The organism is Paenarthrobacter sp. TRD_SC_7 (genome assembly GCF_056156245.1).
Map to the genome: position 1 here is coordinate 1,143,641 of NZ_CM149587.1, position 26,270 is coordinate 1,169,910.

Annotated in this window: 28 protein-coding genes; 19 read left to right on the forward strand and 9 right to left on the reverse strand. The window is 60.8% G+C overall.

What is annotated here, in order from left to right; translation table 11 throughout:
- Positions 1–20 precede the first annotated feature (20 nt).
- The 3 genes from AC0J5Z_RS05730 (at position 21) to AC0J5Z_RS05740 (ending at position 2,823) form a co-directional block, all read left to right on the forward strand.
- Complete coding sequence (locus AC0J5Z_RS05730; RefSeq protein WP_475038069.1) at positions 21–1,232, forward strand: hypothetical protein; 1,212 nt, start codon at positions 21–23, stop codon at positions 1,230–1,232.
- Positions 1,233–1,924: 692 nt separating this feature from the next.
- On the forward strand, positions 1,925–2,479 hold the full coding sequence (locus tag AC0J5Z_RS05735; protein ID WP_475038073.1) for a DUF4145 domain-containing protein: 555 nt from the start codon (positions 1,925–1,927) through the stop codon (positions 2,477–2,479).
- Positions 2,480–2,559: 80 nt separating this feature from the next.
- A complete protein-coding gene (locus AC0J5Z_RS05740) occupies positions 2,560–2,823 on the forward strand; it encodes a hypothetical protein (protein WP_475038075.1) in 264 nt (87 codons plus the stop codon).
- A 257-nt stretch (positions 2,824–3,080) separates the two neighbouring features.
- Here AC0J5Z_RS05740 and AC0J5Z_RS05745 read toward each other — a convergent pair whose 3' ends face one another.
- Positions 3,081–3,668, reverse strand: coding sequence for a hypothetical protein (locus AC0J5Z_RS05745; protein ID WP_475038077.1), 588 nt, complete (start codon positions 3,666–3,668; stop codon positions 3,081–3,083).
- 283 nt (positions 3,669–3,951) lie between these two features.
- Between AC0J5Z_RS05745 and mpaB the strand changes: the two genes are divergently transcribed.
- The 13 genes from mpaB (at position 3,952) to AC0J5Z_RS05810 (ending at position 14,219) form a co-directional block, all read left to right on the forward strand.
- The gene (gene mpaB / locus AC0J5Z_RS05750) at positions 3,952–4,974 is read left to right on the forward strand and encodes a daptide biosynthesis RiPP recognition protein (RefSeq protein WP_475038079.1); all 1,023 of its coding nucleotides are present in this window, start codon (positions 3,952–3,954) and stop codon (positions 4,972–4,974) included.
- Positions 4,974–6,263: a daptide-type RiPP biosynthesis aminotransferase gene (gene mpaD / locus AC0J5Z_RS05755; protein ID WP_475038081.1), complete on the forward strand. Its 1,290-nt coding sequence runs from the start codon at positions 4,974–4,976 to the stop codon at positions 6,261–6,263. Before mpaB ends, mpaD begins: the two co-directional genes overlap by 1 nt.
- Complete coding sequence (gene mpaC / locus AC0J5Z_RS05760; protein WP_475038083.1) at positions 6,260–7,474, forward strand: daptide-type RiPP biosynthesis dehydogenase; 1,215 nt, start codon at positions 6,260–6,262, stop codon at positions 7,472–7,474. The genes mpaD and mpaC overlap by 4 nt, the downstream gene beginning before the upstream one ends.
- 4 nt (positions 7,475–7,478) lie before the next feature.
- Positions 7,479–7,622: a daptide-type RiPP gene (locus tag AC0J5Z_RS05765; RefSeq protein WP_475038085.1), complete on the forward strand. Its 144-nt coding sequence runs from the start codon at positions 7,479–7,481 to the stop codon at positions 7,620–7,622.
- A 49-nt stretch (positions 7,623–7,671) separates the two neighbouring features.
- The gene (locus AC0J5Z_RS05770; protein WP_256870618.1) at positions 7,672–7,797 is read left to right on the forward strand and encodes a daptide-type RiPP; all 126 of its coding nucleotides are present in this window, start codon (positions 7,672–7,674) and stop codon (positions 7,795–7,797) included.
- 44 nt (positions 7,798–7,841) lie between these two features.
- Positions 7,842–7,979, forward strand: a complete 138-nt coding sequence (locus AC0J5Z_RS05775; protein WP_166660325.1) for a daptide-type RiPP — start codon at positions 7,842–7,844, stop codon at positions 7,977–7,979.
- An 85-nt stretch (positions 7,980–8,064) separates the two neighbouring features.
- Positions 8,065–8,883 carry a daptide-type RiPP biosynthesis methyltransferase gene (gene mpaM / locus AC0J5Z_RS05780; RefSeq protein WP_475038087.1) on the forward strand — a complete coding sequence of 273 codons (819 nt, stop codon included), beginning with the start codon at positions 8,065–8,067 and terminating at the stop codon, positions 8,881–8,883.
- Positions 8,871–10,109 (forward strand): YcaO-like family protein, encoded by a 1,239-nt coding sequence (locus AC0J5Z_RS05785; protein WP_475038089.1) that lies wholly within the window; start codon positions 8,871–8,873, stop codon positions 10,107–10,109. Before mpaM ends, AC0J5Z_RS05785 begins: the two co-directional genes overlap by 13 nt.
- Positions 10,106–11,824, forward strand: a complete 1,719-nt coding sequence (mpaP, locus tag AC0J5Z_RS05790; protein WP_475038091.1) for a daptide biosynthesis intramembrane metalloprotease — start codon at positions 10,106–10,108, stop codon at positions 11,822–11,824. The genes AC0J5Z_RS05785 and mpaP overlap by 4 nt, the downstream gene beginning before the upstream one ends.
- The gene (locus AC0J5Z_RS05795) at positions 11,821–12,531 is read left to right on the forward strand and encodes an ABC transporter ATP-binding protein (RefSeq protein WP_475038093.1); all 711 of its coding nucleotides are present in this window, start codon (positions 11,821–11,823) and stop codon (positions 12,529–12,531) included. The genes mpaP and AC0J5Z_RS05795 overlap by 4 nt, the downstream gene beginning before the upstream one ends.
- Positions 12,528–13,295, forward strand: a complete 768-nt coding sequence (locus AC0J5Z_RS05800; RefSeq protein ID WP_475038095.1) for a hypothetical protein — start codon at positions 12,528–12,530, stop codon at positions 13,293–13,295. The genes AC0J5Z_RS05795 and AC0J5Z_RS05800 overlap by 4 nt, the downstream gene beginning before the upstream one ends.
- Entirely contained in the window at positions 13,296–14,000 is a 705-nt protein-coding gene (locus AC0J5Z_RS05805) for a hypothetical protein (protein WP_475038097.1), read from the forward strand.
- Positions 14,001–14,030: 30 nt separating this feature from the next.
- Positions 14,031–14,219 (forward strand): hypothetical protein, encoded by a 189-nt coding sequence (locus AC0J5Z_RS05810; RefSeq protein WP_475038099.1) that lies wholly within the window; start codon positions 14,031–14,033, stop codon positions 14,217–14,219.
- Between the two features lie 45 nt (positions 14,220–14,264).
- On the opposite strand, the gene ggt is transcribed toward AC0J5Z_RS05810, so the two are convergent.
- On the reverse strand, positions 14,265–16,100 hold the full coding sequence (gene ggt, locus AC0J5Z_RS05815; RefSeq protein ID WP_475038101.1) for a gamma-glutamyltransferase: 1,836 nt from the start codon (positions 16,098–16,100) through the stop codon (positions 14,265–14,267).
- Positions 16,101–16,307: 207 nt separating this feature from the next.
- Here ggt and AC0J5Z_RS05820 point away from each other — a divergent pair, with 207 nt between their 5' ends.
- A complete protein-coding gene (locus AC0J5Z_RS05820; protein ID WP_475038103.1) occupies positions 16,308–16,820 on the forward strand; it encodes an N-acetyltransferase family protein in 513 nt (170 codons plus the stop codon).
- Positions 16,821–16,867: 47 nt separating this feature from the next.
- A complete protein-coding gene (locus AC0J5Z_RS05825) occupies positions 16,868–17,323 on the forward strand; it encodes an AAA family ATPase (RefSeq protein ID WP_475038105.1) in 456 nt (151 codons plus the stop codon).
- Between the two features lie 641 nt (positions 17,324–17,964).
- On the opposite strand, the gene AC0J5Z_RS05830 is transcribed toward AC0J5Z_RS05825, so the two are convergent.
- The 3 genes from AC0J5Z_RS05830 to AC0J5Z_RS05840 all read right to left on the reverse strand — a co-directional run bounded on the left by AC0J5Z_RS05830 (position 17,965) and on the right by AC0J5Z_RS05840 (position 21,110).
- Complete coding sequence (locus AC0J5Z_RS05830) at positions 17,965–19,053, reverse strand: type I restriction endonuclease (protein ID WP_475038106.1); 1,089 nt, start codon at positions 19,051–19,053, stop codon at positions 17,965–17,967.
- A gap of 125 nt (positions 19,054–19,178) precedes the next feature.
- Entirely contained in the window at positions 19,179–20,081 is a 903-nt protein-coding gene (locus AC0J5Z_RS05835; RefSeq protein WP_475038107.1) for a diacylglycerol kinase catalytic domain-containing protein, read from the reverse strand.
- Between the two features lie 9 nt (positions 20,082–20,090).
- Positions 20,091–21,110, reverse strand: a complete 1,020-nt coding sequence (locus tag AC0J5Z_RS05840; RefSeq protein ID WP_475039582.1) for an SPFH domain-containing protein — start codon at positions 21,108–21,110, stop codon at positions 20,091–20,093.
- A 78-nt stretch (positions 21,111–21,188) separates the two neighbouring features.
- On the opposite strand from AC0J5Z_RS05840, the gene AC0J5Z_RS05845 reads away from it, so the two are divergent.
- Complete coding sequence (locus AC0J5Z_RS05845) at positions 21,189–21,950, forward strand: NUDIX hydrolase (RefSeq protein WP_475038108.1); 762 nt, start codon at positions 21,189–21,191, stop codon at positions 21,948–21,950.
- Positions 21,951–22,049: 99 nt separating this feature from the next.
- Here AC0J5Z_RS05845 and AC0J5Z_RS05850 read toward each other — a convergent pair whose 3' ends face one another.
- From AC0J5Z_RS05850 to AC0J5Z_RS05865, 4 genes are all read right to left on the reverse strand, one after another.
- Positions 22,050–22,631: a dTMP kinase gene (locus AC0J5Z_RS05850; protein ID WP_475038110.1), complete on the reverse strand. Its 582-nt coding sequence runs from the start codon at positions 22,629–22,631 to the stop codon at positions 22,050–22,052.
- A gap of 101 nt (positions 22,632–22,732) precedes the next feature.
- Positions 22,733–23,551, reverse strand: a complete 819-nt coding sequence (locus AC0J5Z_RS05855; protein ID WP_475038111.1) for an enoyl-CoA hydratase/isomerase family protein — start codon at positions 23,549–23,551, stop codon at positions 22,733–22,735.
- The gene (locus tag AC0J5Z_RS05860) at positions 23,548–24,765 is read right to left on the reverse strand and encodes a CaiB/BaiF CoA transferase family protein (RefSeq protein WP_475038113.1); all 1,218 of its coding nucleotides are present in this window, start codon (positions 24,763–24,765) and stop codon (positions 23,548–23,550) included. Before AC0J5Z_RS05860 ends, AC0J5Z_RS05855 begins: the two co-directional genes overlap by 4 nt.
- Before the next feature lie 27 nt (positions 24,766–24,792).
- Positions 24,793–26,175: an SLC13 family permease gene (locus tag AC0J5Z_RS05865; RefSeq protein WP_475038114.1), complete on the reverse strand. Its 1,383-nt coding sequence runs from the start codon at positions 26,173–26,175 to the stop codon at positions 24,793–24,795.
- Positions 26,176–26,270 lie beyond the last annotated feature (95 nt).

The following is a 26,270-nucleotide window of genomic DNA, read 5'->3' on the forward strand; positions in this document are numbered from 1 at the left end:
CTTGTGAAACGGAGACGAGTTTGTCCTACGATGTGACGGTTTACAGCCCCGAAGCGCAAACTATGGATCCCGTGCTGTCCCTGTTGGAAGAGATCAAGACGTTGCAACTTGATACTTCCCAGAACGACGGCACGGAGCCACTGCGTTCTGTCCGGGTACTCCGTGGGGCCAAGCAGGCCGAGAGTTTCACGGTCGACGGACCGTTTGAGATTACTTCTGAAGACGTCCCAGACGAAGTTTCTGCTGTGGGGGCCAAGGCTCGCTGCATGTTCCAAATTTTCGTCGAAGGCACAGCCTCAGCGGAGATAACCCACGCTGTCCGGTTTGCAAGAAAGCTCGCCAGTAACGTGGGTGGAATAGTCTTTGACGAACAAACCGCTGAAGTATGGCCTCGGCCGAGATCCCCTAAGAGTTCTACTTCGGCATTCAAGGTCCATCCTCGTGTTGCTGCCGTGGAGTTTGCCTGGTACTGCCTAGCGGACGAGCTGCCTGATGATCTGCCGCAGCGATATTTGTCTCTAGTCCGCGAGTTAATGCCACAAGCAGTGCCTGGGAAGTTTGGGACGCAGCATCCCCCACAATGGGACTTGGCCCGCGACGGGGAGGCTGCGTTTTTCCAAGCTTGGCAGGAGCCCGCATCGGCAGTCAGCTTCAAGACAAAGTACCCAGTAACTTGGGTTTCACTCAGTTCGCGGAAATCGACCAGCGTGACCGACGTTCGGACCATGCGGATGACGGTCGCGGCCGAAGCTCTGCTCGACGAATCGTTCCGCGCGCGTGCGAGGGATTTCTTCATCCGCTTTGCACAACAGTGCCATGCATTTCACGCAACTGCTGAAGTTCTCAGGGACTATACGCTTGAACGCAAACAGCTTGTGCGGTCGCCGGGTGCAGAGGAATATCGTTCTCTCGGGTTGGCGGACGGCTGGGTAGGCCTCAAGCCCCATCCGCAGTGGTGGATGTGGTTCGGCCCCCTCTATGCAAACGTCGTGCGCCCGTACCTCGCCGGCCATCTAGAGGAGTATCCAGGCGGTCTATTTCACTCGTGGGCTGAGAAACCCTCCAATCGGGATGCACTCATCGCCTTACTTCCAAATTCGACCCAGCCGTGGATTCCCGCTGAATTCTCCCCTGTCTACCGCGAAGGCGTGGTCCAACCTTTGGCTGTGGCATCAAACATTCCACAACGCCTTCAGGAGTCGCGAGTCGAACGGCATGTGTGGTCTGACTAGTTCCAGCCCAACTGCCGGACGTTCCGGTTCCCTGTTAGTCGGAGACCGTGCAGCAGCGCTTGAGTGGGGCAGTCACAGCCAAGCCGTGAGCACGCCACGTCAACCGACGCTGACGCCCCGACCCCGAAGGCAAAGCCTGTATTACCGGCGGATGATCTATGCCAACACCGTTAGCGTTCGGTTTACGGATCAACTCGTGGCGGCGATGGGGGACGAGCCGATGGTTGCAGCCGTGCCTCCGACGGCCACGGAGACTGCTCACGCGAGACTGGGCGCGCACCGAGGGATCGATCTTGCAGAGCACGTCGGGCGCAGTAACGACAGGGCTCGGGGCGCCAGTGCGGCACCAGTATCACCTAGTCGTCGGACAGCATGAGAGCATCCTTATGCATTCCCTGCCCGCCCCCACCGTTCGGGTCTGCTGCCCGGCGCAAGGGTCCATTTTTAGTTGGAAAGCATCCGCGAAATCACGGAAAAGACCGGCCTAAAGCGCACTACCCTGTACCGGCACCTGCCGCCTCGGACAACAAAGTTGCACTCGGCCCCATAACCGCGCCGCTAGACCCGTCCGTGTCGGTGGGGTCTGCGAACATTGGAGAATGGCTGACGATAAAGCGAACCCAGACTCCCTTCCGACTCCCAGCGACCCTACCGGCCCTTGCCCATGGTGTGGAAGGATTTCCAGTTTCAATGTGAGCGGAGTGTCAGCGCTTTCTTACGGTGGCGACGACAACCTGCGCTTCCCTAACCGAAGCGTTTCAGCCCTGCACTGTCAGGGCTGCAAAGAGGGTACAGCTGTCGTATATGCAAACGACGGACAAGGACTTATGTGGTGGCCGGTGCCAGGAGCGGGCATTCTGGATTCGCAAGTTAACCAGGGCGTAGCCTCCGCATACGACGAAGGTATGCGGGCCCTCGCCGTGGGGGCAAACCGAGCCGCCGCAGTCATGTTCCGCTCCGCCCTCCATCTGTTCGTCAAAGACAAAGGCAGAGAGAAAGCCCAGGACGAAAGGCACCTAAAATCTGCGCTCAAGCACATGAAGAATGACGGCGATCTTCATCGCTCGCTCTGGGAGTGGGCCGACCATCTCAATCAACTGGGAAACGAGGGTGCCCACCCAGAAGATTACGATGACGTGACCCAAGCGGAGGCAACAGGCCTCAGCAAGTTCGTACGGCACCTCATTCGACACGAATATGAAATGCCTGCGCAGCTCCTGCGGGACCAGGGATTACTTGCGGAGTAGCAGCTCCCCTATAATCCGGCTTCCACGTTGGCGGGGCTACGCGTTAGCGTAGGACCAGCCCAACCAAGGAGACGTGGCAAATGAAGGTTCAGATTCAGGAGAACGCCGGAAAGCCGACGCTTTTCGAAGGAATGATTGGCAAGGACCTCTGGATCATCTGCCACGGATGCGATGAACCGATCAAGGATACTTCCCTTGGCAGCGTGGTCCTTGGCCCATACAACGGTCTCCCAGCCGCGACAGATGCTCATTTCTACCACAAACGATCCTGCGACCCTGGTACACCGAAATGGAGTGAGCAGCAGGGCTTCCTCGCCGAACTCCAAGGACCTTCCCTGGACTAGCACCAGGGGCGGAAACCTTTATCGGCGCCGAGCACGCCCAGCCTTGGTCCAGCGTGATTTCCAGAGACTTGGGCTGCTCATTTGTGCCAAGCGCCCATCCCCACCCGGGTAGCAGGGCAGCGTTCCTGAAGAAGTCTTCGAGCCGAGAGCAGAAGGACATAAACGTACCACTAACGGTACGGTTCAGACCCAAAAGAGAACGGTTCCTCCTGCCGGCACGGCTTTCTGTAGCAGAGCCCAATTGCAGATGGATGGCTCTAGAGAGGGACGGTACCCAGCCCCAAGACAAATGCCTCAACCCGCTCGAACACTTCGGCTTGGGCTTGTTGAGATGCCCGCCAATCACTTGGGATCTGCAATGAATGGTCGGCTCCTGGCACCTCCATGAACGTTCCGGCAGTTTCAGATTTGCGTCCGCCGTCCCAGAGCTTGTCCTGCGAACCGCCGATAAACAGGTCATCTTTCGACGATGCGCCGATAGCGCTTCTGACCCGCTCATCTGTGAGCAGGGGTGTCAGCCAAATTCCTGGCATACGGGCTTCTTCGGTCCACGGGATACACAAAGTGCTGAACGATTTGGCGACAATCAAACGTTGATCGGCGTCGGGTGAGGCAGCAAAAGCTCTCTCGGCAGCATTGGCCGCAAATTCGTGAGGCGCAGCACCCGGCGAATCGTCAGGAGTCCACCGGACAGCTTGAACATGCCATCCAAGCGCACCCAACATTTCGCCTACCCAGAAAAGGACCGGGCCTTCCACTGGATATCCGGCACCGGGAAGCAAAACGGCCACTTTGTTTGTATCCGGTTGATTTGTGGAGGCTTTCGCCCAGGTAAACGATTCCATATGGCATGGTAGTGGCCGGTTGGGCGGCAAATGGCTATTCATCCGGCGTCCTCGCCAATCCGGTTGGGCGTTCTATTTCTGATCGAGCGAAGTCACCACCTAGACAACCCCTAGCCACCACCTAGGTACACCCAAATCACCCCTACTTTCGGCCCATTCACCACCTATTTCCCCCGTTCCACCCTGTGGCCCACCAAGCCGCCCATAGTGTCCTTTTCAGAACGAGCCCCGGACAACCTGCCGGCCGCTCTTGGGGAACACAGACGACTAATGGGGTTGGGACTTGAAGCTGAGCCAGGAACAGAGCACTGCCGCCGCTGTGGATCAGTGGATCACCGGCATACCGGGCCGAATCCCGGGCCATGTGATCTTCGTCGAGAACCGCGAACACACCGATTACGCGAAAACGCTCGCGAGCGAAGGCTCCACCATTCTGGTCCTCAACGGGGATAAGGATGTCGAAGGCACCGTGACGGTTTCAGGATCGTTCGACGCCGCCGGGGAGGAACTCCTGGTTGACGGATCCCTGAGCTTGGAGATCCAGGACTACGTAGCCATTCCTTTTGTGAACCTTGTGGGTGTGACCGTTGTCCGGATCACTACCGACGAGGACTGGCAGGCGTTCTTTGACGATGCCCGGGAGGCCTGGACTTCGGGGCACTTCGTCCCGCAACTCACCGAAGTCAATGCCGTGTTGGCTGAGCGTGCATTGCTGATTGGACAAAACAAGGAGAATCGTCCGCTGGCAAGGCTCCACATCGCGTGGGATGGAACCGTTCTGAGCGGACCTTACGGAACCAGGATCGGCAAGGTGGGTGACACCCTGGCAGACCTACGCACGAAGTCCATTGCCCTCCGTCCGGAGTCTGCTGTCGCCTCGGTGTCCCCATCACGGGAAATTCACAACCTACTTGCCGCCGCACCGTGGATTCCCCGCTACCTGGCTGCGCTGGACGCATGGAAATTTATTCCACATGAAGATCGCACCGGCACACGCTTGGTCGGCTTCGGAGTCAGCCTGTACGGTTCCGCTTTGAACGATGGTCCGCCATCCGCAGGTGCTCCGTTCATCCTCACAAAGGGAAGCCAGCACACGCTTCTGGACACATCAACGGGCAGGCACTTCAATATCGGACCTGATGCCGCCGCCATTGTGGAAGCACTCTCCAACTTGGGGGACGTCGCCAGAGCTGCCAAGGCGGTGGCGGCCGCTATCAAGGTTTCCCCAGCGGTAGCCGGGGAGGCCGTGCAAACCGTTCTCACACATTTCGAGCAGCTGGGCATCGACGTCATTGGGGAGCGCTGATGACCACCGTTCAGGTACGTTCAGCTCCCGGAACGCAGCGCCCGCTCTGGGTTCCCCTCACTACTCAGCACGACTTCGCGGACAGAAGCCACACGGCAGTGAGTGCCAGTGGCGTGCACGTGACGTTTGAAGACGGCCAGCAGCGGATCTGTGCAAAGAGCGGCCTCTGGAACACCAACCTGGGCTACGGAAACCCACACATAGAAGCGGCGATCACGGGAGAACTTCGCACGGCTTCCTACCTTCCACTCTTCCGGACGGCTCACAGTAAGGCCGTCGAGGCCTCGCGAGCCCTTCTCGCACTGCCTGCACACAACTTCCAGCGTGTCCTCTTCTCCACATCGGGTGGAGCCGCGAACGACGCCGTCATGAAGTTGGCACGCCAGTTCTTTGCGCTGAACGGTCAACCCGAACGGAAACTCGTGGTCGGGCTGAAAGGCAGCTACCACGGGCTCACCTATGGGAGTCAATCGCTCAGCGGAGATGAACTCGGACAAGCCGTGTATGGCGTGGACCGACGCAATATTCGCCACATAGCGTTCCAGGATCAAGGCCAGGAGTTGGCTCAGCTGATGCATCGGGAAGGCCACAGGATCGCGGCGGTGATCGTGGAACCGGTTTTGGGTTCGGGCGCAGAAGCAGTGCCGGATGATTTCATCGCCTCCCTGCAACAACACCGCCAAGACCACGGATTCCTCCTGGTCGCGGACGAGGTTGCCACGGGTTTCGGCCGCGTGGGCGGCTGGTTCGCTTCCAACGAGTGGCCGCAAGCCCCGGATGTCATCGTGACTTCCAAAGGGCTGACCAACGGAACCAGCGCATGCGCCGCCCTTCTGATAGCCCAGCGAGTGACCCAGCTCTTCGACACAAGCGAGTCTGTATTTGTCCACGGAGAGACCCAGGCCGGCACCCCGGCAACATGCGCCGCAATCCTTGGCACCATCGCCGAAATGACGAGGCTTGATCACAACACGCTGAGCAAGCAGGTGGCCGATGGACTCGGCAACCTCATCGAAAGGCTTCAAGACATCCCCGGAGTCGGCAACTCATCGGGTCGTGGATGCATCAGGGCAGTCAAACTCCACAGCAGGAACGGTATGCCGCTCTCTTCCGAAGGTGTCTTGGCAGTGGTGAGGAGCATTCACCAAGCGGGCGCCATCGTCCAGCCAGGGCCGGGCCGGATCCAACTTCTGCCAGCACTCATTTACAGCGAGGAGAACTTCGCAGAACTCCACGCGGCAATAGAGGCAGGCATTGCTGAAGCCCAGGGTGACGGAGTCTTCGAATGATCGCTGATCGCCTCTGGAGGACCGGTTGCGTCATCCTCGACGCCGGACTGGCCCCCAAGTTCGTCGGCGAACTCACCCGCGGCAGAACGGGGTTAGTGGTGGACAAAGAGCTGGAAGAGCACCGGGATGCAATGGTGGCGGGCGACCTCAAGGGAGTGCCGGTCCTTGAGCTGAACGCGGGTCCGGTCACGGTGGGAACCCTGCGGGAGGTGGGCCGCTTCATCCGCGAGAACGGACTTCAGACCGTAGCGGGACTCGGCGGAGGCTCAGTTTTGGATGCCGTGAAGCTCGCCGCACTCTTCACCGCAGACCCCAGCCTGACCATATTTGCCGAACGCCACGCCAAGCGTTCCGGCCTGCTCGTCCTGCCTCCCCTCACAAACCCCAACGAGCGTCCCAAAACCATTCTGATGCCGTCCACCGTGGGGACCGGCGCTGAAGTCAGCGCTGTAGCTTGCCTGGACACCGCCGTCGGACGCCGTCTGGTTGCCTCGCGGCATCTGGCAGGTGACGTGGCAGTGCTCGACGCCGGACACCTCTCCACCCTGCCCAGGCATCTGGTGTTCGAAGGTCTGCTCGAAGCGTTCCTCAGGGTGGCGGGAACCATGATTGGCAGCAGGGAAAGCATCTTCGACGACGACGGCTACGTACTCATCCAACGGATAGTTCGGTTGGGGCAGAGGCTGACGCGCGAGGATTCGCCCGAGCTGCGCTTGGCCGCGGGGCACCTCAGCATGGAGACCCATACCGGATGGTCGCTGATAGGCCGCGCCCCCTATGGAGCGAAGCACTGGTACCTCGCCAACGAGCTCGCGTACGTCACGGGCGCACGCAAGATGACCGCAACGGCTTCGGTGATCAGTCCCGTCTGGGAAGAAATTGGAAACGGCGCCAGCGCTTGGGGTGACCACGGACGCCTTCAACAGCTCTGGTCCATGGTGGCCGCTGCTGAACCCTCTGTGGATCCGAACCCAGGGCAGGGCATCAAGGAACTGATGTGGATCTGGGGCATTACCGGGCTCAAGCACATCAGCGGGGAAACGGTGGTGCAAACCGCTGACGCAGCCATCCGGAACTGGGGTGGGGCACTTCCCATGCTCCGGGGAATCGACGCTTTCCAGATTCAGCATGTCCTCAACGCGGCAGCAGTTGGGCATCACATCTTGCCAAGCCCACCGGGCGAACGAGCAGCGGTAAGGGAAAGGGGGTGAGCACATGAACAGCAGCACAGCATTCAAGGCTTTGGACCTTACCGTCCAGGAACTGGAAGCCATGGACGTCCCTGACGACTGGGACGAACGCATCAAGGGAATCTCCGCGGGATTGGCGTTGGTTGGGATCGCCGTCGCGATCACCTGATCCACCGCCCCGTCCATCAAGGAATTCGCAGAGGAAGGGAGGTGAACGCATGCAGAACCAGCTCAACATCTCCATCCAGGAGATCGAGTCATTGGATACGCCGGACTTTAACAACTGGTTCATCGGTGTTACCCAGGGCGTTGCCATCGGCATCATCGCCGTCAGCATCACCTAAGGCTAGGCCGAGCCCTCACCCACAACTCAGGAAAGGAGGAGTCCATGATCGCAAACTCGAACCTTCAGCTGTCCATCGAAGAGCTGGAGAACCTCGACACCCCGGATGATACGCCGTGGTACATCCGCGTTGGTGACGTCATCATCATCGCCGGCATCGTCGTCGGAATCGCCGCCACATAACCGTTGCACGCGGGTGGTGCACGGTAATCCGTCACCGCCCGCGTGTACGCCGGACCTCCATCAAACTCCCGGAGAGCACACGCTGATGAACAACGCACCTGACAAGACCGCTGATGCCATCCTTCGCATCTTGGGCCACTTGGACCCGCCGGAGGATATGTACAGTGCCTCAGGATCCCGTCTGTACGACCAAATCACTGCCAAAGACCTCACCGAACTCCCCGAGATCCTCGCCGCGGCGCGCAAGACTGCTGGACCAATCCTGGAGTTGGCCGCCGGTTCCGGCCGGATCACCCGCGCACTCCTTGCCCTCGGGCGTCCGCTGACCGCCGTCGATTCTTCGGTGGAAATGTTGGCGATGCTGCAGGGCAAGACAGAAGACCGCACGTTCAACCCCCGCAGTGTGCCGGTTGAGTTGGTGGAGGCGGACATGTCCAGCTTCGACGTAGGAGGCGAATTTGGTTGCGTGGTGCTCGGCGCGAGTTCCATTACCCTCCTTGACCCGCGCGGACGGCGGGAGCTGTTCCGCAGAGTGCGCGAATCTTTGGCGCCGGCCGGCCGATTCCTGCTGACGGTAGTGAATGCCGACGGTGCGTCGGGGTCGGAACATCACGACGGCGGCTCAACAGTTTCGCCGCTGGGGGACGATTCCTTCCTGATCACGGTCGAAAGCCGGGACATTGCCAATGGTGCACGGCACGTGACCATGATCCAGGTGGGATTCAACGAAGGCGGCACGTACAGATCCTCCGCCTACTCCAGCCGGATCGCCTTTGTCAGCAACAGTCTGATCGAGGAAGAAATCCTTGCTGAAGGCCTCACTATCCAGGAACGTCGGCCCGTTCGGATTGCCACCCGCACTCCAGGTTTGGACGACATCGAGTTGTGGGTATGCACCAAATGACCCTCGATGCTGCACGCACCCTTGACCCTGCCTTGGGGCTGGTATCCGAGGCCTCCGTATACCTGCCGAATGAGGTAGGTCTCTGGCGAACGGTGGGGCTACTGGCCAATGCCGGCACGGGCGGAACCGGGTACGCGTGTGCTGTGGGTGCCTTTGACGTCAACAGACGGGCCTCCATAACGAGAGGGGCCGGTGAAGCTGTTGAACGTTTTGCGCTGGTCCCGACGGCAGCTGACTCCGGTTGCCTGTTAATGGCACACCTCCAAGGCGCAGACACAGCCAGTCAACGGATTGACTACGTGACGCCAGGCTTGGGACTGGCCTCGGCGCTCGCCTATGAGCTGCCCTGGTACGCGGCAACAGACCTGCTGACCGGGAAAGAATCCGGCGTACCGGCTCCCATGGTGGATTACGGTGGTGGCCTTCTCTACCCGTGGGATGCGTTCTTCGATCCCTCGCCAAACGGTGCGGCATCGGGACCCTCCGAGGCTTTCGCCAAGGCTTCCGGTGTTGCCGAAGTGATTGAGCGTGACGCATTTCTTGCTGCCTGGCGGACGCGCACGGCGCTGCACCTATTCCATGATGGCGGGATTCCGGATCCATTGCGCGGGACCCAGGAAACCCAGCGCCTCTTGGGGCTCCTCTACGCTGCCCATGCCCGCGGCATCTCGCCCACCCTGGCCTTCATCCCGTCCGACGAGGGGCCGCTGCACACAGCCGTTTGCATCATCATCGGTAAATCTGACGACGGCGGTGCCCACCAGCGGCAGTTTGGGGCCGTGGGTATCAAAGCGGCCGCGGATCCCGTGACGGCACTGAGGGGAGCGCTTCAGGAGAGCCTGCAAATTCGCGAGCTCTTCCTTGCCCGGACGCCTTCCATCATGCCGGCTCTAGAGGTTACTGATGACGAATCACGGGCCGATTATTGGACTCGCCCGGAGTCCATTGCCGAACTGTCCGAGTGGGCTCGGTCCTTCATGGCTTCAGAATTTCCAGCGGCAAAAGCTGCCGCCGAAGCAGACGCATTGGTGGAATGGCTGGACAGCCGGGGCATCAAATCGTATTGGGTCAGCCTCACCCATAGGCTGCCTCCACCCATCCAGAAGCTTGGATGGGTTACAGGCAAAGCGGTTTGCCCAGGCGCCATTCCCTTGACCATGGACGAAACCAAGGGGCTGGCCCGGATACCGGGTGGTTCGTCCACGACACCCCATCCGTTGATATGAGGGCTTTTAGGAGGAACTCTTCTCAAGCCGCGCCCGGAGTGGAATGGCCCGTAAAGCTGGCATCCTCGGCATCCATCGATGCTCCTCTGCAAGCTGGTGCGCCTTGGATCGTTGCTATGGCCAGTGTCCCCAAAGCGCGCGTTTCCGCCGATGTGGCCGCTGTCCTGAACGCGCTGGATGGGGTCCGGAACCCTGTGCAGGTGGCCCAGTACCTTGGGATCCCCTGGACTGCCGCCGACGTCGTGGGAATTGTCCGGCAGCTGGCCAAGACAGGAATTTTCGACGCCGGTACCCAGTCGGGCGGGAGCCGAAGGATCCAGTTCAGGCCTCCCTTGACCGTTCAGTTCACCCTGTTCAACCCAGCACCCCTGCTGGAGTTCATCCGCCCGCTGATGACGACCGTGTCCGGACCGAAGGCGGTGGCGGCTGCCGTGCTGCTCCTGCTCGGCGGCGTGGCAGGTGTCTTCATTGCTGGACCCAGTATCGGCCGAGTCTTATCAACGCCACTTCCAATGCAGGCCTACCTGTTTGTAGCGGCGGCCATGTTCGCTTCCACACTGCTCCATGAATTCGGGCATGGACTTGCCCTCACGTGTTGCGGCGGCACGCCCAGACGCATCGGGATCATGCTGTTCTACCTGTCACCGGCCTTCTTCTGTGATGTAACCGATGGATGGAGGTTGGGTTCACGGAAGCAGCGGGTATTTGTGGCGCTCGCAGGTCCGCTGGTTCACCTCGGCCTCGGTAGCATTGCGTTATCTGTCCACGGGTTCCTCCCGGCGTCATGGCTGCAGGATGCAGTTCTCCTTTACGGGGTCATTTGCTACGCCGTGGCAGTTCTGAACCTGTTCCCGTTCATCAAGCTGGACGGCTACGTCGCGTTGATGTCAGCGGTGGACGTTCCGCACTTGCGGCAGAAATCCTTGAACGTCACGGGTGATTTTGTGAGTTCCCACCTTCTGGGTTCGCTGCCCAATTACCGAAACTACGGCTGGCTGGCCTGGTTCGGGCTCGCGAGTTTCATCTCCGGTATTGGGTTCATGGTGATTGGGTACCAGAGGCTTGTCCCTGTCTTCCTCCAATTGGGGATTGCAGGGCACATTGTTGTCGCGGCAGTCCTTTGCCTGCTGCTGATGATGGCGGGAACAGCTATCGTCCGGTTCTTCAGTAATGCTGCCGCGAACGGAAGTCCGCTGTGGCGGCGAGTGCTCGCAGGGCTCCTGGGAACACTGGCAATCACAGTCCTGACGGCTTTCATCCCGGTGAAACCGGTGACGGTGGCCGGTTACACGTATTCGGAGGGTGCGCTGCAGATCGTGATGCCTCCCGAAGCCGCTGGCAGGACGTTGCGGCCGGGAGATGAAGTTGTACTTCAGTCGCAGGGAATGATCTTCCACGAAAAGTTGGGTAGTGCCACGATCGGTGACCAACCGCCGTCGAGATCCTGGGCGCCGCTGGACACGATCGTTCCCATCGCTTTGGAAGGCAACAGCCTTCCCGTGTTTGCCTACTCAGGCCACCTCACTGAGGACTCCAAGCTTGCAGCCACGGAACGTCTGCCCGGATCCGGGCGGGCCGAAGTGTCCAGCCAGGGCCACATGAACCTAGGGGAGTGGCTGTGGGATTCCCTGACCCATTCGATGCTGTGGCCCGGCCAAACCGGGAGTGCCACCAACGACTCCACGAGTGAAGATTCCACGAAAGGGCACTCATGACAATCACTGCCAGCTTCGAGAAGTTCAGTAAGAAGAGGGGCGGGCGGTTTGCGGTCCAAGAGTTGACCTTCGATGTGCAGGCCGGCCGGGTAGTGGGCCTCATCGGACCCAACGGCGCAGGCAAGAGCACAGCGCTCGCAGGCTTGACTGGTCTGGTGGAACCCACCTCCGGGCGGGCAACAGTCTTTGGAAGCGACTACCGATCCTTGCGAAGGCCCGCCACCAAAGTAGGAGTGAATTTGGACGGAATGGACATAGAACCCGGGCTGACAGGACTCCGTCACCTTCAGATCTGCCAGCTTGCTGCCGGTGCTCATCGCGAGAACGTGGATCAGATTCTTGAGCAGGTTGGCCTCGCAGCAGAGGCCAGAAAGAAGGTTCGCGACTACTCCCTGGGGATGCGGCAGCGGCTCGGGATCGCGTCCGCGCTGATTGGCAGACCCCAACTCCTGGTGCTGGACGAGCCTGCCAACGGTTTGGACCCGGAGGGCATCCAGTGGTTGCGGAAATTCCTCAGGGACTTCGCTGCTTCCGGGGGCAGCGCATTGGTCTCAAGCCATCAGCTCATGGAACTGGAACAGGTGGCCGACGAAGTGGTGATCCTCAAGCAAAGGACGCTGTTCCGGGGAACCCTGAAGGAGGCAAAAGCTCTAGGTGGCGGGAGCCTGGAGTCCGCTTACTTCAAGATTCTGGAGCGTGCCCGATGACCAGGGATGTTGTGGCCACCAAGGACCCTGTGGCTTGGCTGACCACTGGACTTCGATCGGAGCTACTGAGGTATTTCAGCGGGTATTCCGTGGTGGGCATCCTGGCGTTCAGTGCCCTGGTGCCTTGGTTCGTTGCCAACTTCCTCGGATGGCCGGACAACTCGGGGGAGCTTTCGGCCGCCCAAAATGTCCAGGCGTTCTGGTCCCTGGCCGCAAGCATTGCGCCCGTTGCTACGTTTGCCGGGAGCTATCTTGTGACCCGGGAGTCCTACTACGGGACACTTCGACGAAGCATCGTGATGTCAGGGCTGCGGCAAGTGATGGCGGCCAAGTACCTGGCCGCCCTGGTTATCGGCCTCGCCACTGCCATCACAGGAATAGCGGTGTGGGGTGGAAGCGTAGCGTTCTCGCTGCCGCCGGAAGTTCGTGGAGCGCTTTTGTCTGCGGAGTCGTGTCAGGAGGTTCCCGGCGTGGTGATGGCATCGGCGCTGGGATCCATCTGGGGTTGTTCGCTCGGCTGGATCATCCGGCAGTACTACGCGACGACGATACTCACCTTGCTGATCCCACTCGCCCTTGAGTTGCCGTTGTTGACCAACACCTCCGAGGTAGCCCGGTGGCTTCCATCAGGCGCCTTGGCCGGAGTCGCTTCACTGCCGTTTGAAGGGTTGTTCGAGCCCGCGCCAGCATTCCTTGTGTCTTGCGGGTGGCTGCTTGCGTCAGGTGTCGCTGCTGTGTGGACGGTCAAGGGAAGGGAGTTTTAGGTGCTCACTGTGATGCCCGCTTTCCGCTCTGACCTGAAACGGCCATGGCTTTGGAAAAGCTCGGCCATAGGCGCTTTGTTGATGGTGGGGCTCTTAGGACTGATCATTGTCGCCGCCAGTCTTGAATCCCAAGCACCAACACCGGGTCTGGACCGGGTGTTATATAAAACCGGGCTCTCCCTTATGCTCACGGGGGCTGCCGTCGTGGGTTCATTCTGCTTCACTACGGACTACCGCACTGGCAGCTTCAGCAGACGGGTTTTGCTGTTTCAGCGAGGACCTGCTTTTACCAGCCGGGCAACAACAACCACCTTGGCAGCCCTCCTTAGCGGTGCCTCGATGGGGATTGCCTTCGGCCTGTCCGGAACATTTGTGGACGGTGCAGGACGCCTCAACCTTCCTACCGTCCTGGGCTTCGCGGTGACCGCTGGTATGGGCTCGTTGTGGGGCTTCGCCCTGGGATCCCTTATCCGCAACCACTTGGTGAGCCTCTTCGTTGTGCCTCTCAGCTTGGCGCTCCCGGAACTCCTGTCCCCATATCTGGGGGAGACAGGACTGCTCCTCTTTCCAACCCTCGCCGCCAACTGGGCGGAGAACGTGGCTGTCAACATACCCGCATCAGCGTCTTTCGCCGGTGCCCTTTGCTGGCTTGTAGTGGTATTAGCGGCAGCCAGTTGGGTGTTTCTCAGGCGAGACCTGGCCTGACAGTCCAATCATCAAATTAAGGAACAAATAGTGAATTCCAAACCCCTGGTCTGGCTCCTCCTGGCGCTCACGCTCGCTGCCTACGCTGTCTCCATCTTCATCTCGAACCGCGGTGAATCAGTGTGGTCAACCGTTTCGGGAGTCATCATGGTGGTCGCCGCAGTCGTTATGTTCTGGCGATATCTTCAGGGACGCAGGGCAGGCCAAAACGAACAGTAACTCGCTTGCCACGGAATGGTTGGTCCGCGGCAAGCGAGTCCGTAGTTACTTGCCCGGTTTTGCTGGTTTGACCACCATCGCTGATCCACCACCCCGGCGGTCAGGTTCGGCAGCAGCTGTCAGCGATCCATCCGGGTTGAACTCGATGGCTGTGGCCGCGCCGATTTCGGCCGCTGATGTAAAGGCATCGCCAGCCGGAACCAGATCATGCCCCAAGGACTCCAAAGCGGGACCGTAAGCCTCAATGAAGGCCGGCTCAGAGGTGACTGTGAGGCCATTCCGGGGTGACGTCCGCGGAGCCGCGAGGGCTTCCGAGACGTCCATTCCGAGGTCAATGCGGTTCAGAATGGTTTGCAGCACGGTAGTAATGATGGTTGAACCGCCGGGGGAGCCGAGAGCCAGGAATGGATCGCCATCCTTCAAAACGATGGTCGGCGACATCGACGACCGGGGACGCTTACCCGGCTGGATCCGGTTCGGATCAGTCTCACTGTAGACGGTGCTGAAGTCGGTCAGCTCGTTGTTCAGCAGGAAGCCACGGCCCGGCACAACGATTCCCGAACCACCAGTCTGCTCGATCGTGAGCGTGTACTCCACGACGTTGCCCCACTTGTCGGCGACGGTCAGGTTCGTGGTGGAGATATTCTCGGTATCCGAATCGTTGGCGAGCGGTGCAACGCCAGGCGGGCAGGCGCCGTCGTAATCTTCCACGTTCCCCGGGGCGACAGGCTTGGTAGCGGCCGCCGTCGGATTGATATTGCAGGAGCGTTCCTTAGCGAAGACGTCGTCCAGCAGTTTCGCGGTGGGGACATTCACGAAGGCCGGATCGCCAACATAGGCGCCACGATCCGCGAATGCCAGGGAGCTCGCTTCAAGGTAATGGTGCAGGGCCTTGACGGGTTCCATTCCCTTGAGGTCGTAGTTCTCCAGGATGTTCAGCGACTCACCTACAGTGGTGCCGCCGCTGCTGGAAGGAGCCATGCCATAGACCTCGTAGCCGCGGTACTCCACCTTGGTGGGGTCCTGGTTCAGCACCTTGTAGTCGGCCAGGTCCTGCGTGGTCATGAACCCGACGGGAACGGGGAGGTCAGTATCGCCCGACTTCGGCGGAGCCTTTACCGTCCTGACGATTTCCTCCGCGAGCGGACCGCCGTAGAAGGCGTCGATGCCCTCCTCGGCCATCAGGCGATACGTCGCCGCGAGGTCGTGGTTCTTGAAGACACTTCCGACGGCGGGAGCGTCACCGCCGGGAAGGAACAGATCCTGCGTGGACGTGAAGGTGTCGAATCGGACCTCGTTGTCCAGGGTTTGCTGCCGGAAGGTCTCGTCCACAACGAAACCGCGGTTGGCCACCTTGATGGCCGGCTTCAGTGCCTCACCCAAATCCAACGTCCCCCAACGTTCCAGGGCCCGCTCCCATGTTGCAGGTGTGCCGGGGACGCCGACGGAGACGCCGCTGGTGACGAGTTCCGGGGTGAATCTGTAGGGTTTGCCGGTAGCAGGATCTATGAAGGCATCGGTCGGCATGCCCGCCGGAGCGGTTTCTCGACCATCAATGGTGCCCACTTGCTTGGTCTTTGCGTCATAGAACACGAAGTAACCGCCGCCCCCAATGCCTGCGCTGTAGGGCTCGGTAACGCCCAGGGTTGCAGCTGCGGCGACGGCGGCGTCGGCAGCATTTCCACCCTTCTTCAGAACCTCGATGGCGGCTGCGGAAGCTTCGGGATCCACCGTGCTCACGGCACCGCCATAACCGGTGGCTGTGGCGTTCTTCTCGGTTTCGCGGGGATCGGCGAAAGCCGGACTGGTCATCGCGCCGCTCGTCGCGGTTAGTGCCAAGGCTGCCGTGGCCGCAGCCAGTTGACGTCTCACATGTGTCATGGTGTCTCCCAGAGTTGTTCCAGACGATGATGTGGGTGGACGGTCCGGTCACCCTATCGCGGGGCTAGGCGAGGAACAACGGTTGAAATGTAAAGGACAGTGGGAGTAAGGCACGGTAAAGAATTGCCTTGCCGGCGTGCTTAAGGTGTTGACTCCTCGATGCCGGATTTGCCCGACTACCAGCTTCTGCGCCTGTACCTTTGAGCAATGACGATCAACTTTGAGGTGCGTCGTGCCGAGCCTGCAGACGCTCCAAACATGGCGAGGGTTCACGTTGATACTTGGCGCGAAACCTACCGGGGGTTGATAAGCGACGAGGTATTAGACGATCCAGGGCTCCTGGAATGGCGCGAGAAATTCTGGACCGCAGCGCTCACTGATTCTCGGTATGAACAGAACAGGGTCGCCGTCGCTTTCCATGAAGACACCTTGATCGGTATCGCCATGTCAGGTCCCATTCCGGACTCCGCTGAAGAGACCTGGCAGTTGTATGTCCTTTACGCCTATGCCGCCTTCCACGGTTCAGGGGTGGGTGAGGCCCTACTCAATGCAGTCATCGACCCTACTGCGCCTGCTACGCTCTGGGTCGCCGACCCTAATCCGCGCGCCCAAGCGTTCTACCGGAAGAATGGATTTGTAGCCGACGGGACAGTGAAAATCGAAGACGACGTGAGGGACGTTCGCATGGTCCGCAGCATGCATGCGACGTACGCCCGCTAGGGCGTATCCAAAAAGGGCGTTCGGGCGCACGGTATACGCTGGCTCTCATGTCTCGAATCCTTATCACCGGAATGTCAGGGTCGGGAAAGACAACGGTGCTGCACGAGTTGTCCCGGCGAGGCTACCGCACGATCGACACTGACCTCGACGGCTGGGTGCTTCCGGACGGCACATGGGATGAACCGCGGATGTCGGCCCTTTTGGCGTCGGATGCGACCCTGGTTGTCTCGGGAACCGTCGAAAATCAAGGACGTTTCTATGACCGTTTCGCTGCTGTTGTGCTCCTGAGCGCACCCATCGAAGTCCTGATCGAGCGGGTATCGGTTCGTACGAATAATCCCTACGGCAATTCAGAAGCGGACCAGTCGGCGATACGCCAATACGCCCTCGAGGTTGAACCGCTGCTTCGGAACGGGGCCACCATCGAACTCGATAGTCGTCGACCGGTCTCAGAACTGGCGGATGACGTTGAGCGTCTCATTGCAACGTCCAAGGTGACCTGACTCGAGATTAACGATTCCTATATCCGGAGCAGGAGCGACATCGAAAATGGACGGTGCCACAGGCCGGCCCAGCTCGCTTTGTGGGCGGGCCGCCACCACCAACTTCGAGCGCTGTGGCCTCCGGGACACGCCATGAACAGGGCGTGTCGGCCCTTGTTCAAAATCAATCCAAGTGGTGGGCGTACAGCTGGGAGGGCAGGTTGAATCTCAAACAACCAACCTCAACGGCAGCTGCCCCAACTGCACCGTGATCTCTTGCCCCCATGACGCCGACCACCCAGGGCGACGACTGCTGCGACGATGGAGCCAATGGCTCCGGCCAGTAGTCCGCCGCGGTAATAGCTCGACAGCGCGCCACCCGCCAAGCCTTCGTCCAGCACCGCGAACGACGGCACCGTTGCGCGACTTGGATCAAGAGCGGGTCGGCGGCGCGCACCAAGTGTCCAGGCGGCGTCGAGCCCGGGACCAGATGCGCACTGCCAGTCCCGCTGTTGCACCAACCGTCCTGGTGAGCGCAAGGATGGTGAGCACTTCGTACTGGCTTTGGATATGGCAGAGGTGTAAGCAGTAGAATACTGCGCCGAATGGAATAATTGAGGGTGAATTGGATCGGAGGCGATCAGTCACCTCCCACCCGTCAGCTAGAGGTAGCTCTTCACGCTCGCCCTGAGAGCCTCTGTATGCTCATAAATCTCTTCCAGTGAAGTTATCGGAACGCGTGTCTCTTCTTTATTGGCGTCGAACAGGCCGATGTACTTCTGGGTTCGGTTGAAATGGAGGCGGGCGATCGGCTTCCGGTTGTTGTCATCAAGTAGCACTGCGAAGTATGACTTTGCGTCACGTTGAACAACTCGGTTGGGTTTTACTTCGCTGCAAACGATAGCGCGCACGATTTGGTAGCCCTCAATTTCCTCAAGAGTTGTCTCCAAAGCATCCGCCTCTGCCAGATCGGCCTCGGCGACAGGCTTGCTGGAAACTGCGGCGGCAGCTATATCGTCACTGGGCGCGTATGCCTGGGCGCCGAGGGCTTTCTTAAGCCGTTCGTTGACCTGATCATTCAGGAATTGCTTCGTCGCCTTAGCGACCAGTGCCGTGAACTGCTCGCGGACGCGCTGCGTGTACGCGCCCGTGTAGACACGAGATGTTAGGAACTTGACCCATTCATCTTCGGGCTCCCGGAACTGTGCAGCGAGGGTCCGTTTGAGTTCACCGATATATTTCAGTTCGCCTGCTGCGCTGATGATGGAATCTAGGTCGAAAACGTCTTTGGAAAGCTTCTGGAGCTCGGGCAACAGGGTCTCATCAACGTCGTTCAGGTCCAGCACCAGGAACGGCTTGGCGTCCATCCTGTTTGGGGCGTCGAGGTCGGTGAAAAACTGATAGGTCTCACCGTTAGTGAGAATTGCGATCCTGGCGTTGGTTACCGCAAAGTAGCGGAACAGCTGAGAGGCGTGTTCGATTTTTACGGGCTCAATCGATTTTTTGCACTCAATGAGAATCTGCACTTCGCCATCCTTGACGATGGCGTAATCAATCTTCTCACCCTTCTTCACACCCACATCTGCCGTGAACTCGGGAACTACCTCAAGCGGATTGAAAACGTCGTAGCCCAGAATTGAGGAGATGAAAGGCATGACGAAAGCGTTCTTCGTCGCTTCCTCCGTCTCAATAACACCTCGCTGCTGACGCACTTTTGCCGCTAGTGCCGACAGTCGTTCTGCAAATTCCATGTGACCCCCATTGGTCTCAATATCGACAGGTGTGCCTACCTTAGCCGAGCTTTCGACTATTGAGACGACACAAACACGGTGCTTCCTTGTCGGTACTCACCAAGTGGTGGGCGTACAGATACGAATCAAACAACCAACCTCAGCGGCCGTTGCCCCAACTGCACCGTGATCTCTTGCCCCCATGACGCCGTCAGCCTGTCATCTTCCATGCCATCGCCGAACACCACCAGCTGATCGGAGGCCACGGTGATCCGCAGCACCTCCCCGGCTTCCAGGACACCTTCCGTCAACGAGGCACCCGTGACGGGGGAGGGCCAGGCTTCCCGCACAAACCAGGCAAGCCGCGGATCGGTCGGTGCCGGAAGGGCACGGCCACCTCGTTCCAAGGCGATCGAGGCGCACCAACCAGTGGCCCCGGTACCGGTGGAAACGATAAGGCCCGACGAGGATTGCCGTTCCGTCAGCCCACCGGCTTGAGTGAAGCTGGGCGCCGCGATGGAGTACCTCGCCGATTGGTGCGAAGCGTGCCCGACGAAGACTTCATTGAGCGCCGAAAGCTGCTGGCCGTCGTCGAGCGTTGCCGTCACAGTGGTGAGGTCCTGGCGGCGCAGCCGCCCAACGTCGCCCGTGGCCAGGAGGGCTGCGGCGGCCACCGGTGTGTGCCGGACCAGGACGCCGGGGTTCGCGCCGGGCTCGGGATCGATGCCGATCACGGGCTGGCCGTTCAGGTACTTGGCAGCGTTCGCCACCAAGCCGTCCTGCCCCACCACGGCGATGATGTCCTCGGCCGTGAGCAGGAAGCGGCTCAGGTCCGCGCGTTCCACTTCCGCCTGCCGCCAGTCGGACGGTACTGCCGCCCTGATGGTCGCGAGGGCGGAAGTAAGCCGATCATGCCGCTCCTGCACGTCCTGAATGCTGCGACCGCGGGTGCGGAGGAAGAACTCGGCCTGGCCGCGGGTAGCGTGCCGGTCCAGGAGTTCCTGCAGTTCGGTCCGCCGGTGGACGATGACGATGCGCGGAGTTGCCATGACGGGTCCTTACTTGGTGATTTCAGCGGTGGCGGCGGGTTCCTTGAACAGCCCGGCAAGTGCTCCGCTGAGCAGGTCCGGAGTGATGGTGAGGTTCCCGATGTTCGGCAGGCTGCCGACTGCGTCCTTGAGCGCCAGGGCCAGGAGGGTCTCCTGTTCCATGCCGCGGTAGACCTCCATGGTGGCGGCTTCGCGGGCTGCGGCTGCTTCGCCGACCAAACGGATTTGGTTGGCTTCGGCGGCGGCACCAATACCCTTGCGTTCAGCAGATCCTTGAGCCTCAATCAGTCCGGCAGCTGCTTTCTCTTCCGCAGCGCGTCGGGCGTTGGCACCTTCCTGCGCCACCAGGTTTTCGCGGCGAACCGCGAGTTCGATCTGGCTCGCCATCTCGTTTTCGGAGATAGTGCGTTCACGTTCGACGGCGACTGCCCGCCTTTCGTACACTGCCCGGTCGGCTTCGGCTTGGAGCTGTTCACGTACCGGTGTCTGCAGTGCGCGTTCAACATCGGATTCGGGCCGCACGGCCAGGACCTGCACGCCGAGAATTTCGATGCCGGTGGACTGCAATCTGGCATCTGCCCGGAGTGCTTCGGTGAGGACGAGCCGGAGCTGGCTGACTCCGCGTTCGAGCGCCTCGGCGAGTGTGGTGGTGGCGATTTGGTCAATCGCGTGGCTCTGGCACAGCTGGCCGATGATCGTGGAGACTTGCTCGCGTCCGGTTGCCGGAGCCTTGCCCGCGGCCTGCAGTCCGAAGTCGAGTCGCGTGGAAACCGCGACGGGATCTATGAAGCGGTAGGTCACGTTGGCCTGGACGCTCACGTCCTGGTGGTCGCGGGTGATGGCGTGGAACAGCGTGGGCAGTTCCTGGTCGTCCACCGGCACCTCGCTCAGCACGGAGTTTGCAGGCCGGAACCAGAAGGCTTGGCCCACTCCTTGGCGCCTAACCGCACCCTTCTGCAGGTGTACGACGTAACCGGTGGGGCTTCCGAGGAAGTGGCTGATCCAGGGGTATCGCTTGATGGTGGCCATGATATTCGCCTCTTTCATTCAATTTTCGTCAACTTGACGATAACCAGAGACTAGCGCGCTACTCTCTTTATTGTCAACATGACGATAATTACCTACGATTGCTTCATGCCTGAATCTCATCCTGCGCCCGAACGCTTCCCGGTGACTGTCGACGTCGTCCCCCTCACCGTGCGCGACGGCCAGCTGAACGTACTCCTCATCACGCGCCTCATCGAGCCTTTCCGCGGCAAGCCAGCGCTGCCGGGCGGCTTCGTCTTGGCGGGCGAGGACCTGCTGGAGGCGGCTGGCCGGGAGCTCGCGGAGGAGACCGGCGTCGAACATCTTCCGGGGCATTTAGAACAGTTGGGGAGTTACGGCCCGAAGGGGCGAGACCCCCGCGGCGACGTCCTTACCGTCGCCCACCTGCTGCTGGCGCCGGACTTCCCGGTGTTGTCGGCCGGCAGTGATGCGGAGCAGGCCGCCTGGTACCCAGTTCGCGATGTCCTCGACGGGAAACTTGAACTGGCCTTCGACCATGCACGGATCCTCGATGACGCCTTGGAACGGGCAAAGTCGAAGCTCGAATATTCGCCGCTGGGTGCGGCCTTCTGCGGCGAGGAATTCACCATCGCGCAACTCCGCACCGTGTATGAGGCTGTGTGGGGAACGCGTCTGGACCCGCGGAACTTCCACAGAAAAGCCACGGGGACGCCAGGTTTTCTGGAGGACACCGGCCGAATGACAACGGGCGACGCCGGACGGCCGGCTGCGCTGTTCAGGCTCGCCCCCGAGGCGCGTCCGACACCGGGCCAGCCCACCCGCGCGGTGCTGAACCCGCCGCTGATGCGCCCACGGGACTAAGGGGCGCGCCTTTTGCCAACGTGGGTAAGGATTGCTTCCGCGGCTGCAGTAGCGGCTGCTTTCAGCGCTCAGAATAGCCACTACTGCGAGTTGGCTGGGCTAGATGCCGGCCGGTTCCTTGGCCATGATCACGCGATTCAGCTGGGCCAGGACGTCGCCAGGTTCCCCGTTGGCGTCTACGACAACAAAGTCCTCATACTCCGGCAGTGCGCGATACGCCGCCCGGAATGCCCGCAGGTCGGCAACCGTTTCCTGGTCCGTCCCCCGCGCCATGACCCGTTCGTGGGCAATAGTGGGATCCGTGTCGAAGTGCACATGCAAGTCAGCAACAGGGAGCTTCTCCAACAGCCACGGGAGCAAGAGGCCCCGTTGCAATCCGCTGGCCTGACGCAGCGCCAGTTGGCAGTGCAGGTGGCGGTCCATGACCACCAAGCCGTCGAACTGCTGGGCACGCGCATGGTTGACCAGCACGTTGAACAGGCGAACACCGGTTTCGATGAAGTCAGCGACCCGCGGCGCCACGTTCCAGCCATAACGCGCCGATAAGAGCGACATCCTCCGGCGTGCAGCGTGATTACTGAGCAGCAAGGCGCTTCGTCCTTCAGCGCGAGCCGAATCGACCAAGGCGCGGGCCGCCGTCGTTTTTCCTGACCCGTCAATTCCCGTCAGAACAATGAGCATGAGCCCTCCCTTCGTCTTCTGTACAGCTCGTTTTATGTACAACGCGGGGAGGGCCTCAGTTGTGCCGGATGAGGTGCAGATCACGCCTTAGGAGCTACTCACTACGCGGGCCGCCACGTGAACTGAGGCTGCTCGCGGTTGAGGAAAGCGCTGATCCCGATCCCCATGTCCGGGCTGGCCGGCATCGCCGACCACGCGCCCGCCCACTCCAAGTCAATATCGGATGAAGGCTCGATATCCGTCATGTCCACCAGCCGCTTCATCGAGTGCATGGAGAACCGCGAGCGGCTCACCAAGGAACTGACAAGCGCTGCACACTTCTCCTCAAAGGACTCGGAAGGAACGATGTCGGCCACTAATCCGAGCGCTCTGGCTTCCGTTGCGCTGAACGTTCGTCCGGTGAGGAGGATGTACTTCGCGTTGGCATGTCCCACCAGTCGGACAAGGCGTTCGATGCCGGGCCGTGGATAGATGATGCCGACCTTGGCCGGTGTCAGCCCTATGACTGAACGCTCGTTGGCGATGATGAAGTCGCAGGCCGATGCGATCTGCCAGCCGCCGCCCATGCAGGCTCCATCCACCAAGGCAACGGTGGGCTTTGACAGGGAGGCGATGGCTGAATCAGCCCTGCTGAGATGATCCACCGACGAACCGTCCGGCTGGGGGTCCAACAGCACCGAGCCCAGCTCGCTGATGGATGCCCCGGCGCAGAACGTATCTCCAGCGCCGCGCAGCACAACCACCGCAACATCCCGATCGGCGTCCAGTCGCGGCATCAGTTCCTGGATCTCCAGGCACATGGCCTTGGTCAGTGCGTTTCGCTGCGCAAGGTTGGAGATCTCCACGGTGGCCACGCCGTCGGTAATCCCGACGGAGATACGGCCTGCCCGGGGGCGCGCTACTTCGGAAACGGTGCTCATCGCTGTGCTCCAATCTTTGCCGGCCCGCACACAATGCGACCCTCGCGCTCAAGCCGGGTGACGTCGTCGTGCGTCATTCCCCGCTCCATCAGTACTTCGGCAGTGTGCTCGCCCAACAGCGGAGGGGGCGAGAGGATTTCGCTGGCTTCGCCGTCCAAGCTGAGCGGGCCGCGGAGCAGTGGGAGCTCGGACCCATCCAGGCGCTGGCGGCGCTGCACGAGTCCCAAGACGGCAACCTGCTCCGAGGCGAGTGCCTGCGTGTAGTCGAAGATAGGGCCGCAGGGGATTCCTGCCCGGCTGATCAGCGGAACCCACTCGGCTGCGGGCTTCGCATTAAGCGCAGATTCGATGAGTCCTGTCAGCTGATCCCTGTTTGCCGAACGGTCCGCGCCCGTGATGAACCGGGGGTCCTCCACGGCAGAGGGAATGCCGAGTAAGCCGCAGAATGCCCGCCATTGTTTGTCGCTTCCCACCGCGATGTTGAGGGACTCCGTGGCCGTGGCGAACATGCCGTACGGCGCAATGACGGGGTGGTTGTTGCCCTGCGGCGTGGGTGCTTCTCCGAGGCTGAGTGCCTTTTGTCCTTGAAAGGCTGATAAGTTCAGTGCGGTCTCCAGGAGGGAAGTAGAAACCCGGCCGGGGCGCTCGCCGTTACGGCCTCCCAAGAGCGACGAAACGATTCCGAACGCACAAATCATTCCGGAAGTGATGTCCACGATTGGCACACCCACACGATAGGCCGAACCTGGCCCGGGACCCGTGACGGACATCAGCCCGGACATTCCCTGGATCACCTGGTCCAGTCCGGCGTCGTCCTTGAGGGGGCCGGTGTTGCCGAAGCCGGTGACGGACCCTACCAGGAGCCCCGGGTTGAGCTCCCGCAGTCGTGCTGCAGTGAACCCCATCATGTCCAGGGTGCCGGGTTTGAAGTTCTCCACCAGGACGTCCGCGTCAGCGATCAGGCCGGAGAGGATGTCCCGTCCCTCGGCTGAATAGAAGTCAAGGCACACGGACACTTTGTTGCGGTTAACGGAGTCAAAATAGAGGCTGTGACCGTCCTGGAACGGGGGCCACTGGCGGGCGGTATCACCCCCGTTGACGCTTTCCACCTTGATGATCCTGGCGCCCATGTCTGCCAGGAGGGCGGTGCAGTAGGGGCCGGCGAGGGCTCGGCTGAGGTCGATGACGGTGATTCCGCGGAGTGGTTTGAGCATGGGGGCACCTTTCGTGCGTTGAAAAGACTAGAAACTGGACGGAAGCACCAAGGCGCCCACCAGGACGAGAGGCCCTACCACCACCATGGACAGTCCCCAGCGCGTGAGGTGTTTGGTGATTCGCGGGCGTTCGTAGGCGTCGACGGTGGCCACGAAGGTGGCGCCAACGGTGCTGAACGGCGAGACATCAACAATCGACGAACACACGCCCAGTGCGGCGATAACCGCCCACCCTGCAATGTCCCCGGACGCCACCAGCGGAAGGGCCAGCGGCACCAGCGCCGCGAGCATCCCTGTGGTGGAGGCGAACGCGGAGACAAGGCCGCCGATCGCGCAAATCACCAGCGCGGCCAGCAAGGGAGTCCCGACGGCGCCGGCTGCTTCGCCGAGCAGGGCCACCGCTCCCATGGTCTGAAGCACGCCCACGAACGTGATGATCCCGCCTACCAGCAGGACGGTGGACCAGTCGATCTTAGCCACGGCCGATTTCCCGGATTGTGGGTCGCACAGTGTGAGGACGGAGGCGAACGCGAAGCACAGGACGCCGATGTCCGGGCTGGCGCCCAGGATCGACATGAGAATGACGGTGACAACCAGTCCGGCCATGCAAAGCACCGTGATGATTTGGTTGCGGTTCAAGCGTGCAGGCTGCGGGGGCGCGGCGTGCGGTTCGTCCAGGACCTGGACGGACTGTTCGGCCGCTTGCTTGCCCCGCGCGATGTTGCCTTCGCGCTCAAAGGGGTGCGACGGCGTCGGACGGTTTGCGCTGAAGCGTGGCACGTTGCTGCCAAAACCGTCGGCGGTGCGCGTGTGGAGTAACTTGAACCCGCCAAACAGGATGTAGGCGGCGGCCAACAGCAGGAGGTTGGTGCCCAGCGCAACGCTGAAGAGGATTAGGGGATCGAGGTCAATACCGGCGGCCCTGGCTGTGCCGTAAGTGACGATGCCAAACAGGCTGGTGGGTGCGAATCCGCCGGCGCTAAGACCTGAGCCGATCGCAATTCCCATGAGCATGCGGTCGATACCGTAGCGCTTGGCCAATGGCATTCCGATGGGTGCCATGACCAGTCCGGCCAACGGCGAGCCCATGGCTGAGATGCCGATAGTGAGCGTGAGGAAGGCCAAGGGTAGGAAGAAGGCGCGGTCACCCACTTTGGTGATGGCCATTTCGATGATGCGATCGATGGTTCCGTTGGCCTGGGCGATCGCGAAGAAGTAGGTCACTCCAACCAGCAGGACAAGGATTCCGACGGGAAACCCCGCAACCACCTTGTCGATGGTCATTCCGGCCATCCACACGCCGACGCCGGCTGCGGCTGCGAACATGAGCACTCCGATGTGCACTTTGCGCAGGGTTGCCAGGACGAAGACGCCCACAAAGATGGCCAGGGCGAGTATCTGTAATTCCATAGGCCCGTTCTCCAATCAAACTACATCGGTTCACTGGATGAACCCTTGGTTCATTTTTGGAAGTCGCCTGTAATGTAGGGCACAGAGTGATGTCG